Below are 19482 nucleotides of genomic sequence, written 5' to 3'. Positions count from 1 at the left end.
TTTCTATCGACGATGATAACATAGTAGGAAAATAGTAACTAAATTTACGTAATTACTGTCGTAATTTGGTTGTTACGAAGGGAAGGTTAACGTAACTGGCAGGGGCTATAGGTCTTTGGCATTGGGAATGAGAGAGTCAGTATGGCAATTAAAGAGATTCATAACAGCTTCTAGAAGGGATGAAAGAGTTTGAAGCAGGCAATAAAACGTGGATGGAAGATAAAATCACGGATTCTGGCGTTGATGCTCGTTATCAGCATGATTGTTGGCTTGCTGCCAGTGAACTTACTTCCTGTGCAGCAGGCGGCAGCGGCCGAAACAAACGAGTTTCAAGATGTTAAACCAACGGACTGGTTCTACGATGCGGTTCTCTATGTCCAGAAGAATGGCATATTCAACGGGACGGGTGTTGACAGCTTCTCGCCCCAGGGTACGATGACGCGTGCCATGTATGTGACGGCGCTTGGCCGAATGGCAGGCGTGGATGTTAGCGAATATCCAATCTCGACCTTTGCCGATGTGCAGACGGGGATTTGGTATGCCCCATATGTAGAGTGGGCTGCTAAGAAAGGGATTACCGACGGCACGGGCAACGGGAACTTTTCTCCAGATGCAACCGTATCCCGGGAGCAGATGGTGACGATGACTTTGCGGTATTTTGAAAGCCATCAGATTCCCTATCAAACGAGTAATCTCGTAACCACGAAGCCTGCCGATCTCGCCAATGTGTCTTCTTGGGCTGTTGATGCGGTCATCAAGCTGTGGCAAGCAGGCTTGTTCGTCGGGGATGCCAATGGCAATTTCAACCCGCATGACCAAGCGACCCGTGCGCAAGCTGCCGTTACCTTCATGCGCAGCAATGTGGTTGTGGAAGCGTGGCAAGGGCAGAATCAAGCGACGGCGACGCCTAAGCCGACACCAACACCAACATCAACGCCTGAACCCAGCAGCAACACCGGCGGCAACAATGGCGGTGGCAATGGCGGTGGCGGAGGTATTAGCATTACTGAGTATGCGATTACGTTCGAGAGCAACGGAGGTACAGCGGTAACTGGCCAGACGGTGAGACAGGGCTCCAAGGCAGCGGTACCTGAAGTGCCGACAAAGGAAGGTTACACATTCGGCGGCTGGTATAGCGACAGCAGCTTGGCAATTCCCTACGACTTCACGGAAGCGGTGACGAGTAAGCTTGCGTTGTACGCGAAGTGGACGATTAAAAGCTTTACGGTGAGCTTTGACAGTAACGGCGGACCATTGGTTAATAGTCAGCCAGTGAATTATGGCGGTACGGTTACGGAACCTGACGCACCGACGCGGGAAGGTTATACGTTCGGCGGTTGGTTCAGCGACAGCAGCTTGACAGTCGGCTACAGTTTCGCGACGCCGGTAACGGATAACATGACGTTGTACGCCAAATGGACGGCTAAATACACAGTGAGCTTCAACAGTAACGGCGGATCGACGGTGATTGAGCAGACGGTGAACGAAGGCGCTAAAGCTGCGGCACCTGGCGCGCCGACGAAGAAGGATCATGTGTTCGGCGGCTGGTACAGCGATAGCAACTTGACGAACGCATACGACTTCACAACAGCGGTGGTGACGGGGCATATCACGTTGTATGCGAAGTGGACGATTGTTCAAAAAAACCGCTACACGGTAAGTTTCATCAGCAACGGTGGTACGGCAGTGGCTGACCTGACGGTGGAAGAAGGCGCCGTGGCTGCGGCACCCGACGAACCGACGCGGGCAGGTTATACGTTCGGCGGCTGGTACAGCGATAGCGGCTTGACGAGCCATTACGGCTTCACGACAGCGGTGATTGGCCCTATCACGTTGTATGCGAAATGGACGATTAATAGCTACACAGTGAGCTTCAATAGCAACGGCGGATCGGCGGTGAATAGCCAGTCCGTGAATTATAACGGCATGGCTGCGGAACCTGGCGCTCCAACCCGGACAGGTTATACGTTCGGCGGCTGGTACAGCGACGGCAATTTGACGAACGCCTACAGCTTTACGGCAAAGGTGACTGGCAATCTGACGTTGTATGCGGAGTGGACGATTAATAGCTACACAGTGAGCTTCAACAGCAACGACGGCTCAGAAGTGATTAGTCAGTCTGTAAATTATGGCGGATCCGCGACGAGACCTGCCGCCCCGACACGGGCAGGCTATACGTTCGACGCCTGGTACAGCGATAGCGACTTGCGGAGCCCTTACGGCTTCACGGCAGCGGTGACCGAAGACATCACGTTGTATGCGAAGTGGACGGCAAATAGCTACACGTTAAGCTTTGATAGTGACGGCGGAACGGCGCTAGCCTCTCAGACGGTACAAGCAGGAGAAGCGCTGAGTAAACTGCCTGCCCCGGCAAAGGACGGGTATATTTTCCAGGGCTGGTTTAGGGACAGCGATCATTTGCTAATTTTCGCAGAAGGAAGTTCCATTATCGAGGATACGACCTTGTATGCGAAGTATATGGATAGCGTGGATAATGCCGTACAGACTACGCCTAGCCACTCGATGCTGGATGTTTCGCCGAACTTCACGATTGCTGTTATAGATGCATCGGGCAATCTGACGGCATCCGAGGTTAAAGCGGGCATGACGTTCAAGGATATAGCGAATCCCGACTTCGCGGGGATTACTGTCACCCAAGGGAACGATCGCTTCACGGTAGCTTCGGCAGCCGAAGGCGGCGAGTTCGTCGAGGGCAACACCTACCAACTTACGTTGACGGACGACAACCTGCGTTTCCAAGGACAAGATGCGACGACGCGCATCTATGTGTTTAGCGTTGCCAAGCAAGAAGTCATGAATATTCCGCTCAATCCGAACTTGATCTATCTGGCCTTCGCCGAAGTCTCGGATATGATGCTGGATGGCGCGAATGTGAATTCGCCAGCCATACCTGTCGTCACGACGACGGTGGGCGGCAGCGGAAATACGCTGGCTGAGGCGAATGCAAGCAGTGGAACGTTCGTATATAGCGGGAGCGCCTCGATTAAAGTTGGCGATACCGTCGCCATCTATCAAGGGGTTCGCCCTGATCTTCGCACGGTAGAAACAACCGGCGAAGACGCTGGCGATGTTGCCTATGTCCAGATCACAGCGGTAAGCGGTACAACCTACGCTTATGGTCGTGCGGACTCGGATCAAGTGTTGTTCAAACCGGATGTGCTGCCGGTGAGCGTAGAGGCCGATACGGATGGAAATCCCGATAACAACTCCATCACGGTCGAGCACACCTTGATGAACTACAGCGACAGTATGTATGAGCCGCTTGGCTTGGATGAGCTGACTACGGTGGATGTGGGCGACTTTATCGGGTTTTATGAAGGCGAGTTCGCCATTAATGGTGAATTCGCTGATGAAGATTTGAGGATCGTCGGCTACGGGCTCATCACCTCCATTACGTCTGCGGCAGAGATGGACATCATTACGTATACCGATGCTACGGTAGAGGACGTTACAAATTCGTTCAACCTCTATCAGGAGCAAGCGATTAACGGAGACGTGCTATTGTCGGATGAGCAGATCGCGAGGCTCGAAGCGCAAATCGAGCAGCAAGCGATCGAGAGCGGATTCGTCGATCAAGCCGCGAACTATCTGAGCGCCATTGCTTTGGAGACGAATGACTTCAAGGCACAGTCGAAGGTAGGTATACTATCGGCAGACACGGTAACGGTGGAGAACTTGACCGTCGTTGCTTCGCTCGGCACGAAGCTGAAGCACATTAACGGCCGAACCTCCGGCGTGAGCGCTACCCTGCAAGTAGGAGCCGATATTGTCGTCAATGGCGAAGAGGGCGCCCTTGTCATCCATATGACGGGTACCTTCATTCAGGAGATGAGTCTGGATCTCGGCGTTAATTCGGAGACGAAATGGCACTGGTATACCGTAAATACTTTTTTTGGTAGGATCCCTTTATTCCCTGTCATTGATGATTATGTGATTACGGCGAATCTGGATGCCTATAGCTATACGGGGCTCAACATCACAGCGGAGATGGCTCTTGTCGAACACGACAAGCTGGGAGCTGCACTGGATGACTGGCTGGATGCGAAGACCTCGGGACTCTTTAGTCAAGTGCGGGACATCGCGACAGAGATCGAAGCGATCATGGCGGGCGTGCAAGATACCGACGTGGATGTGGAGACTCTGAAGGAACAGTATAAAGAGATGTTGGAGCAAGACACGGAATGGGTTCCGCTAATCGAGAAGGAAATTTTCGAGGCGAGCATGCGCGTAGCTTTAGGGATTGTAGAAATCAAATTCGAGGCCAAGTTTGTGGTCAGCGCTCAGGTCAACCTGACGATCGGGGCGGATTTCTACTATAAAATGGCGAAGCGTTACTCGGTGACTTTGCGCGTACTGAGTTTTACCGGCACGAGCAATACAGTCAGCTTGCCGGGAGACGGCGATTATCAGTTTACCTTCTATGTGATGGGGACGCTCGGATTACGAGCCGGTATTAATCTGGAGGTAAAAGCGGGGATTGGAAGCGTCGAATTAAATAGCATTGGGATTTCTGCAGAACCCGGTGTGTATTTGAAGCTATGGGGTTACTTCTATTACCAGTTAAAAAATGTGAGCGGGGTAAAAAGCACGAAGTCTTTGGGCGCCCTGTATGTTGAGGTAGGCATCTATTTGGAGGTTGAGCTCGGCGCCCAATTGGGCGATGGTTTGCTCTCGACCGGCGTGGAGCTGGTCGATGAAGAGTGGCCGCTGTATACAATCGGGGAGACCAATAATGTCTACAACTTTGACTATTCGCAGGATGAGGCGCCCCTATTGAAAATGGCAGCCCGGGTGACCTCCGTTGCAGTACCGGAAATGCTGTTCACCATGCGCATGTTTGATTTGAAGTCAGGCGAAACGGATACCGAGAAGTATGACCTCTCGAGGTTCGATATCCAGGTGGACAATCCGAATTTCAAGTATGATCCGGATACCCAAAAGATCGAAGTGGTGGACAAAAAGATTCCGGTGAGCGAGGGAAATCTGGTCATCACCTGGAAAGGAGCGCCGCTGTCGTTCACGTCGGAACCGCTCAGGCGCAAGATTCCGTTAAATTGGATGGCTCGAACCGGCGACTATATTCTAGAGCTGTACCCGCGGAATGGCGGAGCAACTCAGGTGATTGCCGCCCCTTATAACGCGGCGATAAGCGTAACCGATCCGGTATATACGGGATACACCTTTGACGGCTGGTATACGGCTCCTACCGGCGGAACGAAGATCACGATTCCGAGCCAAATGCCTGCCGAGGATATGATTCTGTTCGCGCGCTGGACCGCGAACACGAATACTCCGTATACGGTTAAGCATTACTTGATAGACCCGAACACCGGGACATCGACTTCGCCTGTGATTACGGAAAACTTGACCGGAACAACCGACACGAGAATCGTGATCAACTCCGAGAGGTTCAAGGATCAAGGGTATACGAATGGCACGGTAAGCGGAGCATTGCTCAAAGGCGACGGCACGACGGCTATCAGGGTTGAATATTATCCGACGAACCGAAAGATGACCTTCTCTTTGGGCTATGAAGGTGCACCGACAGGCAGTTCGATAACGGAACCGTTCGGCAAGAACATCGCCGGTCGGATACCGGTGCCGACAAGACCGGGTTATACGTTTGCCGGTTGGTCTCCGGAGGTTCCAAGCGTAATGCCGACTACGGACACGACTTATACGGCAAGGTGGACAGCCAAAACGGACACGCCTTACCAAGTCGTACATTTGCAGCAAGATATAAATATTCATAGCGGCACTTATACCGTTGTGGATAAAGAATCGTATCGCGGCACGACCGATGCCACGGTAAATTCGGCGGATGTAACGCCAAAGGTCTATGAGGGTTTTACCTTTGATCCGACTGCTGCGCAGACAGCTAGTATAGCGGGCGACGGCTCAACGGTGCTGAAGCTGTATTACAAGCGCAATAGCTACAACATGACGATAAATTACAATGGTTCCGGCGAAGCGAGCAAGGTAGTTAGCGTACCGTTTGGGGCAACGACGGGGCTACACCTTGGCACACCGGTTTGGCAGGGGCGTACATTCGCAGGGTGGATCTCGGACCCTCCGATAGCGGAGTCTTCGACAACGATGCCTGCCCATAATGTCGAATTTAAAGCACAGTGGACGCGGAACGGCTACACGGTAAGCTTCAACAGCAACGGCGGGTCGCCGGTGAGCAGCCAGACGGTAGAATATGGATCCCAAGCAAGCGAACCGGATCAACCGACGAAGGAGGATTTGGTGTTCGGCGGCTGGTATCGTGACAGCAACCTGCAGACTGTCTATGTCTTTACCGCACTGATCACAGATAATCTCACGCTATATGCGAAGTGGCTGCGCGGTTACACGGTAAGCTTCGACAGCAACGGCGGGTCGGCGGTGGCTGACCAGAAGGTGAACGAGGGAGACAAGGCTGCGGCGCCTGCCGCACCGACGAAGGAAGACTTTGTGTTCAGCGGCTGGTACAGCGACAGCGAGTTGACGAGCGCCTATGACTTCGAGGCCAATGTTGTGACGAGCAGCTTCCCGCTGTATGCAAAGTGGACGAGTGTTCCAAAAGTCAGCTACACGGTGAGCTTCAACAGCAGGGGCGGGTCGCAGGTGGCTACCCAAACGGTGTACGAAGGCGCCGTAGCTGAGCAACCTGTCGCACCAACGCAAGAAGGTTCTACGTTCGAAGGCTGGTACGACAGCAGCAGCTTGACAAACCGCTTCAGCTTCTCGACGCCGATCACGACTAACCTCACGCTGTACGCGAAGTGGACGGATAACATCTACACGGTGAGCTTCAACAGCAACGGCGGGTCGGCGGTGGACAGTAAATCGGTGATTCATAGCAATACAGTGACGCAACCTGTCGCACCAACTCGGGAAGGTTATAGATTCGATGGCTGGTACAGCGATATCGAACTGAACAATAGCTACATCTTCACGACTTCGGTGAGGGCTAACCTCATCTTGTATGCGAAGTGGACGGCCATCTACACGGTGAGCTTCAACAGCAACGGCGGATCGTCTGTGGCTGACCAGAAGGTGGCAAGGGGCGGCACTGCTTACGTGCCTGATCCATCGACGCGGGCAGGTTATACGTTCGGCGGCTGGCACAGCGACAGCGAGTTGGCGAACCGCTACAGATTCGATACACCGGTGACGGGCAATCTGACCTTGTACGCCTTGTGGACATTAAACGTCCACACGGTGACCTTTAACAGCAACGGCGGGCCAGTCGTGGAGAGCCAGGCGGTGGTTCCAGGAAGCAGCGCCGTGGCGCCTGCCGTACCGAATCGTGCAGGCTACAAGTTCGAGGGTTGGTACAGCAACAGCAGTTTGACGACGGTCTATAACTTCTCGGCAAAGGTGAACGCTAACCTTACCTTGTACGCGAAGTGGTCGCAAACATCGTGGCTGCAAGTCGGCGACGAGATGAATGCGGGAGCGGGGGATCAGTCCAAAGTCGTAATCGACAGCCAAGGCATTCCTTATCTGGCTTATGTGACTTGGAATTCCGAAGTATTCGTGATGAAATACGTGGATAACGAGTGGCGGTCCGTCGAAAGTCCAACCGCTCTCGAGAAATCGGGTTCGAGTACTGTATCGCTTGCCATAGACAGCTTGGACACGCTTTACGTTGCATATTCCAATCTATCCCAAAAAGCGGTCGTAAAGAAATATCATGAGGGCGCTTGGCAATCCGTAGGCAGCATAGAAGGAAGGGGGAACCATCCTTACATCGCCATAGACAAGGATAACACTCCTTATATAGCTTACATCGATGACTCCCAGAGCTCCTATAATTCCATATATGTGGCGAAGTACACAGGCAGCAATTGGGAGAGGATAGACGATGGTACAATAGGGTCGAGTACAACTCGTAATCTAATCATGTCGTTTGACCAAAGCAAGACCCCTTATCTATTCTATACGTATAGAGCCGGGGGAGTTGGGACAAAAACAAATGTGGTTAAATTCAACAGCGCTGGTGCGGCCTATGCTCAGGAGGAGATCAGTGACTCCCAGTTCCAGACAATCGGCATGTTTGATGCGTCATTCGCGCTTGATCCAAGCGGGGTACCTTATGTGGCCTATATGAGCAGTTCTACCAAAGTGACCGTGATGAAATATATGGGATCCACTTGGGAATCTGTAGGCACTTCCGGATTCACGATAACATCGGATGATTCGAAGGACTTATCTACCGTTATCGCATTTGACAGATCCGGTACTCCTTATGTTGCTTATCGAGATGCTGCAAGCGGCGGCAGAGTGACTGTGATGAAATACGGGGGTGGCAGTTGGAGTCTCGTAGAGAGGGCAGGCATCTCCGCCGATAACGTACATGGGATACGTCTTGCCTCGGACAGCAGCGACAACATTTATGTGAATTATATCGTAGTCTCAACAGGCCCAGTAACTGAAGGTAAAGTGTCCGTGATGAAGTATGATCCGGATTTCCATCAACCTTGACAGATCAGACTGGCAGAGCAGCCTTCTCCCATCGGAGTAGGCTGTTCTGTTATGAGTCCGACCGCGATTTTGCGGTGAATTTCATCAAATTAATATGAGGCTTCTTGCGAGTTCAGATCGAACTTTGCAAGAAGCCTATTTTAGCTTCGATCAGGGTCGTTCTGTCATGCAAAGCCCACAGAATAAGAAAAAATGAAGCAATTAAAAGAAATGCATCATGCATAATGAGGAAATGTGAATCCTCAGAAGGAAGGATGAATATTTCAATTCAGGTCGATTTGCAGTAGCTTTAGGCTATGCGAGATACCCAAATATCAGGAGGCGTTTGAGAAATGACCAATCGATTGAGGAATAACCTGAAGCTATGCGAAGTCTCCGATGCAAGTATGATTCTGTCGGGCCCGGTGTCTGCCCGAGGCCAAAATGCAGTTCATATATTAGTTGAAGAAATTGAACGAAGAACGGGCATCCGCTTATCTGTTTTGGAATCTGTTCCTAATGATCAACTGCCGCTCATCTCTATTAAAATGGTCAATTCCTCATCATCCCCAGCCTATGGTCGGGAAGGCTACCAGATTCGGATAAGTCAGTCGAACGGAAGACGGTTAATCGAAATTGAAGCGGCAGATGACAGAGGAATTCTGTATGGTGTTGGAAAGCTGCTAAGAATCATGGTTCTGACAAGAAACAAAATCGAAGTTCCAACTGATGTGGACCTGGCGGAAACACCGCATTTTTCCCTGAGAGGACATCAATTAGGCTACAGACCCAAAACCAATGCCTATGACGCTTGGACGCCAGAAATATATTCGCAGTATATTCGAGAGCTTGCACTGTTCGGGACAAATAGTATCGAACTTGTACCGCCGATCACCGATGATGAAAGAACAGGACCGTTAATGAAGTATGATCCGTTGTTTATGATGCGTCATGTTTCGGAGGTGTGCGATGCGATGGATTTGGATGTGTGGATCTGGTACCCGAATATGGGCAGTCCGGACAACTGGTATCCCGCAACCGGCAATGATGAAGAGTTTATGAAGCCGGAATACTTGAAGCGGCAATTGGAAGAACGAGAAGAGATTTTCAGTTCCATGAAGCGAATTGATCATATTCTGGTTCCCGGCGGGGATCCCGGAGCATTAAACGCTCAGGATTTATTTGATTTTATGGCGATGGAAGCGGAATTGCTAAATAAGTATCATCCCAATGCGAAGCTGTGGGTATCCCCTCAAGCATTCAATCCAACGGATGAATGGCTGGATACGTTCTATACGAATGTGAGGAAAGAGCCCGCTTGGCTCGCTGGAGTCGCATTCGCGCCGTGGGAGAAACATTCGTTGCCGGAATTACGAAGATTGATCCCTGAAGGGATGAAGATTCGCAATTACCCGGATATTACGCATACGATCAACTCGCAGTACCCCGTGCACAACTGGGACACGGCATTTGCGATGACTCATTCCAGAGAATGCATCAATCCTCGGCCAATGGCTATGAAGCATATTCATAATCTCCTAAAGGACGAAGGAATAGTCGGTTCGCTTACTTATTCGGAGGGCATTAATGACGATGTAAATAAATTTGTCTGGAGCGGACAGGATTGGAATCCCGACACGCCTGTTCTGGAGACGCTGAGGGAATATGCCCGTTTCCTCATTCATCCGGATGTGGAATACGGTGTCGCTAATGGACTACTTGCGCTGGAACGTAACTTCGAAGGACCGATGATTACGAATCGTCAAATCTCGCACACGTTGAATCATTGGCGGAAGATGGAATCCAGAGTGGACGAACAAGTTTTACAAAACTATCGATTCGAAATGGGACTGCTCAGAGCTTATTATGACGCGTATGTCCAAAGAAGGCTTATCCATGAGCAGGAGCTGGAGCAGCGTGCAATGGATGTTTTGTATCGCGCGAATGAGACAGGGATTATGCCGGCAATGGAACAGGCCGAAGAAACTTTGAATCGGAAATATTCACAACCCGTTTGTACGGATTACAGAGAAAAGTGTTTGGATCTGGCGGACCGTTTGTTTGCGCATATTGGCGCGCAGCTAACGGTGTCAAAACATCAGGGAGTCAGTATTACCCGCGGAGCTTTCGTAGAGGCGATCGACACCCCGCTAAACGATATGGCTTATCTATTGTCAGCCTTTCAAGTGATCAGGTCCATGGAGGAAGAGCTTGCAAGGAAAGAGGCCTTGGATGCCATCATTTATAGAACCGATCCTGGAGAGGGCGGGTTTTATACCAATTTTGCAGCAGACCAGTCGTTATTACGGGTTGAAATTGCCCATGAGTGGAAAGAGGATCCGGGTTATCTCAATACGGCGCTCATCAGACATAATCCGGGTTTGCTGGAAACGGCTTATTCCATTCTGAACGGCAGCAATTCGCATACGTTGCTTAGCCGGGAAACGTGTAATCGCATTCTTCCTGGTTTAACAAGTCCGCCGCTTGCCTGGATCTCCAATCTGTCTTCTTACTACTCGGCTCCAATCAAAGTAACCTATTCGAATTTGGACAGTCGCAGTTCCTACACCCTGCAAGTCATGGGACTCTGGGGAGGGCGCGTTGATATGCTTCTTAATGGCAAGAGCACGGCGGACAACAGGATCACGCACAGAGGACTGATGGAAACCTTTGAAGTCACTCCGGATATGATCCCGGACGGGAAACTAGAGATTGTTTGGGTTAACGAAGAATCGGGAATCGGCCCCTACATCAACGAATTGTGGTTGAAAAAAGATAACGGTTAAGGACAATCCTTAGTCTAAACTAGATTACATTAAAGGGATTGTGCTTTACTTGTGATAGATCAAACTAGTGATTTATCAAAGTTGAGGGGTATCCTATGAAAGCCAATCGATTGTTTTACCGCATCCTGCTTTATTTTCTCACATTGCTCGTTCCGTTGTTAATTGTGTCTTTTATCTTCTATGGATATCAAGCCATGCTGGCCAAGCAAGAAGACTCAAAAAAATTAATGTACTACTTGCAGTCATCGGCAAAAACCGTTGATTTGTATTTACGATCCGTGCATGAAGTCAGTCTCGGTTTGCTTAGCAACAAGGCGATTGCAACTGTTCTGAGACCAAACGATATGTTGACACTGGAACACAGAGTGCAAATGTCGGACATATCGGAAATGATTGCGAAATCCAAAAATATCATTGCCGAGTTTACGGAAAATATCTTTTTATACGTGGACCACGAACGGATTTATACGGTAGGCGGAGTTGACGACTTTTCGCTTTTTTTCGAAAAGTTCTATGTGCATCAGGAGTATCCTGTTGATTTTTGGAAAGGATTGCTTGATCGGCGGGAGTCTTTTGAGATTCTTCCCCCGACCCCGGTCTCTATTAATGGCCAGGGGAAGGGGAGGGTCATTCCCTTTATAACGAAATCGTACGTAAACAGTCACGATGCTGTAGTGGCGACCAATCTGTCCGAAAGCAATCTATTGAAACTATTTACGGAAAATACAATTTTTAGAGAAAGCGACTTTTTTGTTATCGATGAAAATCGGCAATTGATGCTTAGCAGCAACTCGGAATTGATTGGCGAGCATTCCTTCCGCCAATTGGATTTGGCATTTGACAATCACGAAAAAAATTATCGGGAAATTCGCTTAAGCGACAAAAAGTATTTGCTCGCCTATGTAAACTCCGAAAGATACGGATGGAAGTATTATTCGTTGACTCCGCTCAGCGCGCTGAATCAGGAATCACGGAGCACATTTCAATTCATTGTGGCCATTAGCGTAACCTTCTTAATTCTTGGCGTGGTGTTTTCGTTTATTTTCAGTATAAAAATTTATAATCCAATAAGGAAAATTAGCGAGATCGTAAACGGGTTCGAAGAATTGGACGAAAGCGTGCCATACAAAAATGATTTTGAATATATCGGCAAAAATATCCAGCAAATGCATGATAAAAGTACCCAAATCAAAAAACACAGTATGCAAATCTCCCGGGAGTTTCTGGATTACACCTTTTACGATGTGTTTACGGGAAGGCCGGTCGAGCCTGATACGTTGAACATTTTGAACAATATTCTTAAAAACGAATGGCTATTTTCCGGGAATCGCTATGTTTGCCTAAACGTCTGGTTTCAATTTTCGGAGGCATTTTATGAGGAAGTGCAGGATACGGATCGACTTATTATTTTAAGCAAGCTAAAAAATGTCGTCAGTGCCTTGAGCCGTGAAGATACTCGCGCATATGTGCAGGAATACAACGATCTTCTTTTTGTTTGTGTGGTCAATATGGACGAAGACAATGAGAAAGCGGCGCTAGACAACATTATTCAAAATATTTATGCCACTTTTTCGTTCGATTTCAAGTATTGCCGGATTACCATTGGAAGCGGTCGAACTTGCACCGAGCTGTCCGATTTAAGGCATTCTTTCAACGAAGCGATGACCGCGCTGCAACGTCGCAATGCGCAAGAGAAGTTTCAAGTTATTCATGCCGACGAGAGCAAGGTTGAGAATTCATTTCTGTATTCGTCTCTGGAGGAGAATCAACTGATCCATGCCATCAACTCCGGGGACTTGAATGCGGTAACCGACAATGTCCGACTCATTATGGAGAAAAACCAAAAAAATAACGCATCCTATCATGCAATGAACGGCTTGTATAACGAAATGATACGGACGGGATATAAGCTGATGACGGTAAAAGGCATGCATTACGAGCATATTTCGATGGAGACAAAAACATTTCATACTAGTCCGGACAAATTGGTTATTCGGAATGAAGAGCAATATGAAAGGCTTATGGCTTTTTATGCGCAGATCATTGAGGCGGAGAAGGACCGGAGCCAAAATTTGAGCTCCATTGTGATCACGACAATGGACTATATCCAGACTCATCTGGAGCATGACTTGTATTTGGAAAAGATATCGGAGCAAATGGGGATTTCTACGAAGTATTTGTCGAAAATCTTCAAGGAGCAGACCGGCAACAATTTGACGGATTATATCAGTTTATTGCGAATATCCAAAGCAAAACAATTGTTGATCGAATCTGATTTTAGCATTAATGAGGTAGCCGAGAAAGTGGGAATATTCAATAGAACGACCTTTTTGCGGACATTTAAAAAATATGAGGGAGTATCTCCTTTGGAATTCAAGAAGCTCAATGAACAAAAAAAAGACAAAACGTCTCCTCGAACAGAAAAGGGAAGTGATGGATGAATGAAGACGGAAGCTTTGGCCTGGAAACAAATAAAGAGCAGCGGCTATTTATATTTGATTTTTCTGGTGCCTCTCGTGTACTTTCTTATTTTCAAGTACGGACCGATGTTCGGAATTCTGATCGCCTTTAAGGATTATAACGTGTTTCAAGGTGTATTAAACAGCGAGTGGGCAGGCTGGAAGCATTTCGAGAGTTTTATTTTCGATCCGTATTTTTGGAAGCTGGTTCGCAATACCTTGCTTTTAAACATTTATATGATCCTCTTTTATTTTCCGGCGCCTATTATACTTGCTTTGCTTCTAAATGAAATTCGCTTTACGGCCTTTAAACGAGTGGTGCAAAGCATCAGCTATTTGCCTCATTTTTTATCTACAGTCGTTGTAGCCGGCATGCTCGTCAATTTCCTGGCTACGGATGGCTTGATTAATCAGATCATCGCATCTCTGGGCTTTAATAAAATCCAGTTTCTAATGCTGCCGGAATGGTTCCGGACGATTTATATCTCGTCTGATATTTGGCAGAAGATCGGCTGGGGATCGATCATCTATTTGGCTGCGTTAAGCGGCGTCGATCCTCACTTGTACGAAGCGGCAAAAATGGACGGCGCGAACCGGTTCAAGCAAGCCATACATGTTACTCTCCCTGGTATTTCTTCCGTTATCATGATTCTTTTTTTGCTAACGCTGGGCGACTTAATGTCGATAGGGTTTGAGAAAATATTGCTGCTATATACCGGTCCGACCTATGAAACAGCGGATGTGATCTCCACTTTCGTGTATAGGCGCGGCTTGCTTGGCGCTGATTTCAGCTATGGCGCAGCCGTTGGACTTTTTCAATCCGTCATTTCGTTTTTGTTGATCGTAGGCGCAAACTATGCAGCCAGAAAGCGGAATGCGACCAGTTTATGGTAGGCAAGGAGGAAGGAAATGAACTTAAAAGCTATAAAAGCAGGGAAGATATTTGATGCTGCGAATATGTTATTCCTGATTGCATTGTGTATAACCATATTGTATCCGATTTACCACATGTTCATCGTATCGATCAGCGATGGTCATGCCGTGCTCAGAGGCGATATCAAGTTGTGGCCGGTGTCTCCGTCATGGGATACGTATAAGGCCGTTTTAAAGGATCCGGATATCCTCAATTCGTATAAAAATACCTTTCTGTATACGACTATAGGCACTTTGATCAATGTGACCCTGACTGCTTTTTGCGCATATCCGCTTGCCCGCAAGAAGTTCTTTGGTCGATCCTTTTTCACCATACTGATCATTTTTACGATGTTCTTCGAAGGCGGAATCATCCCTGATTATATTGTGATTGACGCTTTGGGTCTCATCAACACGATGTGGGCGATCGTATTGCCTCCCGCGATTCATGTGTTTTACATGATAATCATGCGTACTTTCTTTCAGCAGATTCCGGAGGAAATTTACGAATCCGCTTACATCGACGGCGCAAATGATTTACGCATCTTTTTTCGTATCATCTTGCCTTTATCCGTACCGGTCATTGCGACGATTACCTTGTTTTATCTAGTTTGGCATTGGAATAGCTTCTTCCCTGCGCTGATGTATCTGAATGAGAAGAGCCAATATCCGATGCAGCTCATCATGCGAAACATTGTAATTGCCGGGAATGTAGCCGCGCAAGAATCGGCTGCTGCTTCGATGAATGCCATGATTACCGGACAAAACATCAAATATGCCGTTATTATTGTGACCATTGCTCCGATACTGGTCGTGTACCCGTTCATTCAAAAGTATTTTGTCAAAGGCATGATGGTTGGATCATTGAAAGGTTGATGCTATTGCATTTTTGAAAGGGGGGATGCGGGGCGTCTTTGCAAAAAGGGAAGTCATCATTCCATTGGGAGGGTTTTGTATGTTGAAAACGAAAAAACTTGCGTCAGGACTCATGTGTACTCTGCTTGCAAGTATGCTCTTGATCGGAGCTTGCAGTAATGGGAACAATTCGTCGCCGACAGAGAAAAAAGACGCTGAAGGCGGGAAACAATCGTCGCAACCATTGAAGTTAAGCTGGATGTTGGAGGACAATCCCAATCAACCCATTCTCTCGGACACTCCGGTCATTCGGGAAATACTTGGCCAGACCAACGTGCAATTACAACTGGAGGCGGTGCCGACAAGCAGCTATGAAGAGCGAAAGAGCGCGCTGATCGCAACGAATAATATTCCCGACCTTCTCACGGTTGATTTAAATGACATTCAGATGTTTGCCCGGACCGGGATTTTCCTGAACATATCTGATTATTTGGATCAGGCTCCCAATTTTAAAAAAGCGATTGAAGGCAGAGAAGATTATAAGAAGATGCTGGTGGATGGCAAGTTGTACGCTTTCCCGACATTGGAATATTATCGTGTGGCCGTAGCTCCCCAACCGCTTATGCGCGTGGATTTGCTGGAGGAGTTGAAGCTCGAGGAGCCCCGCACGTTTGATGAGCTTTTTGATGTACTGCTCGCTTTTAAAGAAGCGTATCCGGAGAGTATCCCTTTTGTCGGCAGTCGCAGAGGGACGACGTACATGCTGGGTCAACTGGCATACCCTATGGGAGCAGGGGGTTTCGAAGGTTTTTCGGAGACCGGCATGTATTTCGAACCGAGAGAAAACAAATACGTTTTTGGTCCGACAAGCGAAAACTATAAAGACGTCGTTGCTTACTTGAACAAATTGTACAGTCACGGGCTGCTTGATCCCGATTATGCAGTCAATACGCAGGAAATGGCTGTGGAGAAATTGTCTTCAGGACGGTCCTTATTTACTTATGACAACAACACGCATGCGGTAAGATTATTTAATCCGGCGATTGCCGAAATCAATCCGAAAGCCAAATTCGATATTATTGGTCCCCTGCAGAATCAGTATGGAGAAACGAGAAGCTTGCGATATGAACAAGATTGGCTTGGCACAAGCACCGCCATTAGCTCCAAGGTGAAAGATCCAGAAGCAGTCGTTCGCTTTATGGACTGGTTGTATTCGGAAGAGGGCATGCTGGCTACTAATTTCGGGATCGAAGGCGAGACTTATGAAATGAGAGACGGGCAGCCGTACATTTTGCAGAAAATTCTGGATGATCATAAGGATCAACAGGATGTATTCTCGGCTACTCAGAGTACATTGGGCGTGGGTTATCTTACATTTGCGAAGTATGTTCACGAAGGCACGCTGGCTGACATATCCGAAGATCTGCTTATTGAAATGTCGGAATATATTGACCGTCTTACCGAAGAAGGCACGATTCGATTTATGGGCATCGATCCTCCATTTACCGAGGAGGAATCCGAAACATTGAGGAAATTGGAAGTTCAAGTTACGACTATTTTCGAGCAAAATGTAGACAGATTCATTATGGGCACGCGGCAGATGAGCGAATGGGACGCGTTCCGCCAGCAGATGATGGATGCAGGAGTCGACAAGATCGAGAAAATTTATAATGATGCGTTGTCGCGTCTATAGGAGACACAAAAAAATGATCATCGACCAACTCGAAAATGCTGCTATCTATGCAGGACTTCAGGTCAAGCTTAAGGCTGCGCTGAACTATTTGCAAAGCAATCCCTTGAACGACTGGGAGCCCGGCAGATATGATATCGATGGCAGCGACATGTTCTTGCTGCTGCAACAGTACGAGACGCGCGAAGCGGAAGACAGCTTTTGGGAGGCCCATCAAAATTATATAGACGTGCAGTACATGCTGCAGGGAAGCGAAAACATGGGATTTGCCCATGCGAACCGATTAACAGTAAAGAAACCATACGATCCTGCTAAAGATTTTGTCGTCCTGGAGGGCGAAGGGGATACCGTGACCGTACATGAAGGAAGCTTCGCCATATTTTATCCCCAGGACGCGCACATGCCCTGTCTGTCTTGCGGAAAACCGGAGATGGTCAAAAAAGCCGTAATAAAAGTGAGGTCCGTATGAACAGTAAACAATTGATGAATGAGCTGAAAAACGGAGGTCGCGTGTACGGGACATTAATCGTATCGACTTCCCCCAGATGGCCTCAAGAAGTAAGCAAGCTTGATATTGATTTTGTGTTTCTCGATGCCGAACATATGGCGTTGGATCGCAATTTGTTGTCCTGGATGTGTCAGACCTACAAGGCGATGAATTTGGCGCCAATCGTGCGCATCCCTTCGCCGGATCCCTATCAGGCGAGCATGGCGCTCGACGGCGGCGCTTCCGGGATTATCGCGCCTTACATCGAAACGGCCGAGCAAGTAAAGGCGCTCAGGGCAGCGGTCAAACTCCGGCCGTTAAAAGGTCAGCTTGCAAGACGGCGCGCCGATTTGCAAGGCCAACCGTCCGATCCGGCGGAAGCGGAGTTAAATGAATATATCCAGGAGTATAATGAATCCAATCTGCTCATTGTAAACATCGAAAGCGTTCCCGCGCTAGAAGCGCTTGACGACATTCTTGCCGTGGATCAACTGGATGCGGTTCTTATCGGACCACATGATTTGTCCTGCAGTCTGGGAGTGCCGGAGCAGTATCGCCATCCCCTCTTCGTGGAAGCCGTCGAAACGATTATTAGCAAGGCGAGGGCGGCAGGGGTCGCTGCGGGGATCCATTATTTCTTTGGAATCGACCAGGAAATTCAGTGGGCGAAGGCCGGTTTGAATTTGCTTGTTCACGCTTCGGATATGACGGCTTTTATGGCGCGCATGTCGGACGAAATAACGGAGATTAAACAGGCGTTGGGCGATCCGATTCGTGAATTGCATAACCGTATAAATATATAGTCGATTTAAAAGCATGATGGAAGGTATGGTAAATATGAAACCAAAAGTGTACGTTACAAGACATATTCCGGATGAAGTTTTGGCAATGATTCGGCAGGCCTGCGAGGTGCGTGTATGGCCGGAGAGCGATGTGCCGGTGCCGCGGGATGTTTTGGAACGAGAGATTGCCGATGTCGAAGGCTTGTATTGTTTACTGACTGATCAGGTCGACGAGGCTCTTTTGGAGCGGGCTCCCCGATTAAAGATAGTCAGTAATATGGCGGTAGGATACAACAACATTGATGTAGAAGCGGCGACACGACGAGGTATCATGGTGACCAATACACCTGATGTACTGACAGAAACAACGGCGGATCTTACTTTCGCGCTATTGATGGCGACTGCACGGCGGCTGCTGGAGGCTTCGGAATACTTGCGTAGAGGAGACTGGCAGACCTGGTCGCCTATGTTGCTGACGGGTCAAGACGTGTTTGGCTCTACTCTCGGTATTATCGGAATGGGCCGCATCGGCGAAGCGTTGGTTAGGCGTGCCAAAGGCTTTAACATGAATGTGTTGTATTACAACCGAACACGAAAGGAAGAGACGGAAGAAGCTTACGGCATTCGATACACCGATATGAACGAGTTGCTTCGTATGTCGGACTTCGTTTGTGTGCTGACACCTTATACTCCACAGACGCATGATTTGATTGGCGCGGCAGAGCTGCGTCGGATGAAGCCGACAGCTGTACTTATCAATACCTCCCGCGGCGGCATTGTCAATGAGGATGCTTTGTACGAGGCGCTGCGAGACGGCACGATCTGGGCCGCCGGCCTGGACGTGTTCGAGCGCGAGCCGGTAGTCCCCGATCATCCGTTGTTGACTTTGCCAAACCTGGTCAGTTTGCCTCACATCGGCAGCGCCAGTGTTGCAACGCGTATCCAAATGGCGCGTTTGGCCGCTAATCAATTGATGGATGCGATCAGCGGTCATCGTCCGGCGCATCTGGTGAATCCGATCGTGTAGGAACCGTGAAGA

9 protein-coding genes are annotated in these 19482 nt (G+C 48.7%); all 9 read left to right on the top strand.

Features of this window, described 5'->3' with window-relative positions; all coding sequences use genetic code 11:
* Window positions 1-189 precede the first annotated feature (189 nt).
* The 9 genes from B1748_RS27285 (at window position 190) to B1748_RS27245 (ending at window position 19470) form a co-directional block, all read left to right on the top strand.
* Entirely contained in the window at window positions 190-8493 is an 8304-nt protein-coding gene (locus tag B1748_RS27285; protein WP_087571118.1) for an InlB B-repeat-containing protein, read from the top strand.
* A gap of 332 nt (window positions 8494-8825) precedes the next feature.
* Window positions 8826-11258, top strand: a complete 2433-nt coding sequence (locus tag B1748_RS27280) for a hypothetical protein (RefSeq protein ID WP_087571117.1) — start codon at window positions 8826-8828, stop codon at window positions 11256-11258.
* A gap of 95 nt (window positions 11259-11353) precedes the next feature.
* A complete protein-coding gene (locus B1748_RS27275; protein WP_087571116.1) occupies window positions 11354-13699 on the top strand; it encodes a helix-turn-helix domain-containing protein in 2346 nt (781 codons plus the stop codon).
* Entirely contained in the window at window positions 13700-14611 is a 912-nt protein-coding gene (locus B1748_RS27270) for an ABC transporter permease (protein WP_087571115.1), read from the top strand.
* A gap of 15 nt (window positions 14612-14626) precedes the next feature.
* Window positions 14627-15505 carry a carbohydrate ABC transporter permease gene (locus B1748_RS27265; protein WP_087571114.1) on the top strand — a complete coding sequence of 293 codons (879 nt, stop codon included), beginning with the start codon at window positions 14627-14629 and terminating at the stop codon, window positions 15503-15505.
* A gap of 79 nt (window positions 15506-15584) precedes the next feature.
* Window positions 15585-17177: an extracellular solute-binding protein gene (locus tag B1748_RS27260; RefSeq protein WP_179215856.1), complete on the top strand. Its 1593-nt coding sequence runs from the start codon at window positions 15585-15587 to the stop codon at window positions 17175-17177.
* A 13-nt stretch (window positions 17178-17190) separates the two neighbouring features.
* Window positions 17191-17643 carry a NanQ anomerase/TabA/YiaL family protein gene (locus tag B1748_RS27255; protein WP_179215855.1) on the top strand — a complete coding sequence of 151 codons (453 nt, stop codon included), beginning with the start codon at window positions 17191-17193 and terminating at the stop codon, window positions 17641-17643.
* Window positions 17640-18464, top strand: coding sequence for an HpcH/HpaI aldolase family protein (locus tag B1748_RS27250; protein ID WP_087571111.1), 825 nt, complete (start codon window positions 17640-17642; stop codon window positions 18462-18464). Before B1748_RS27255 ends, B1748_RS27250 begins: the two co-directional genes overlap by 4 nt.
* A gap of 34 nt (window positions 18465-18498) precedes the next feature.
* Entirely contained in the window at window positions 18499-19470 is a 972-nt protein-coding gene (locus B1748_RS27245; protein WP_087571110.1) for a 2-hydroxyacid dehydrogenase, read from the top strand.
* Window positions 19471-19482: the final 12 nt, after the last annotated feature.

Origin of the sequence: Paenibacillus sp. MY03 (genome assembly GCF_002165585.1) — a bacterium.
GTDB lineage: Bacteria > Bacillota > Bacilli > Paenibacillales > Paenibacillaceae > Pristimantibacillus > Pristimantibacillus agaridevorans.
Note: the sequence above shows the minus strand (reverse complement) of the source record. Positions and strands in the feature narration are given on the sequence as shown.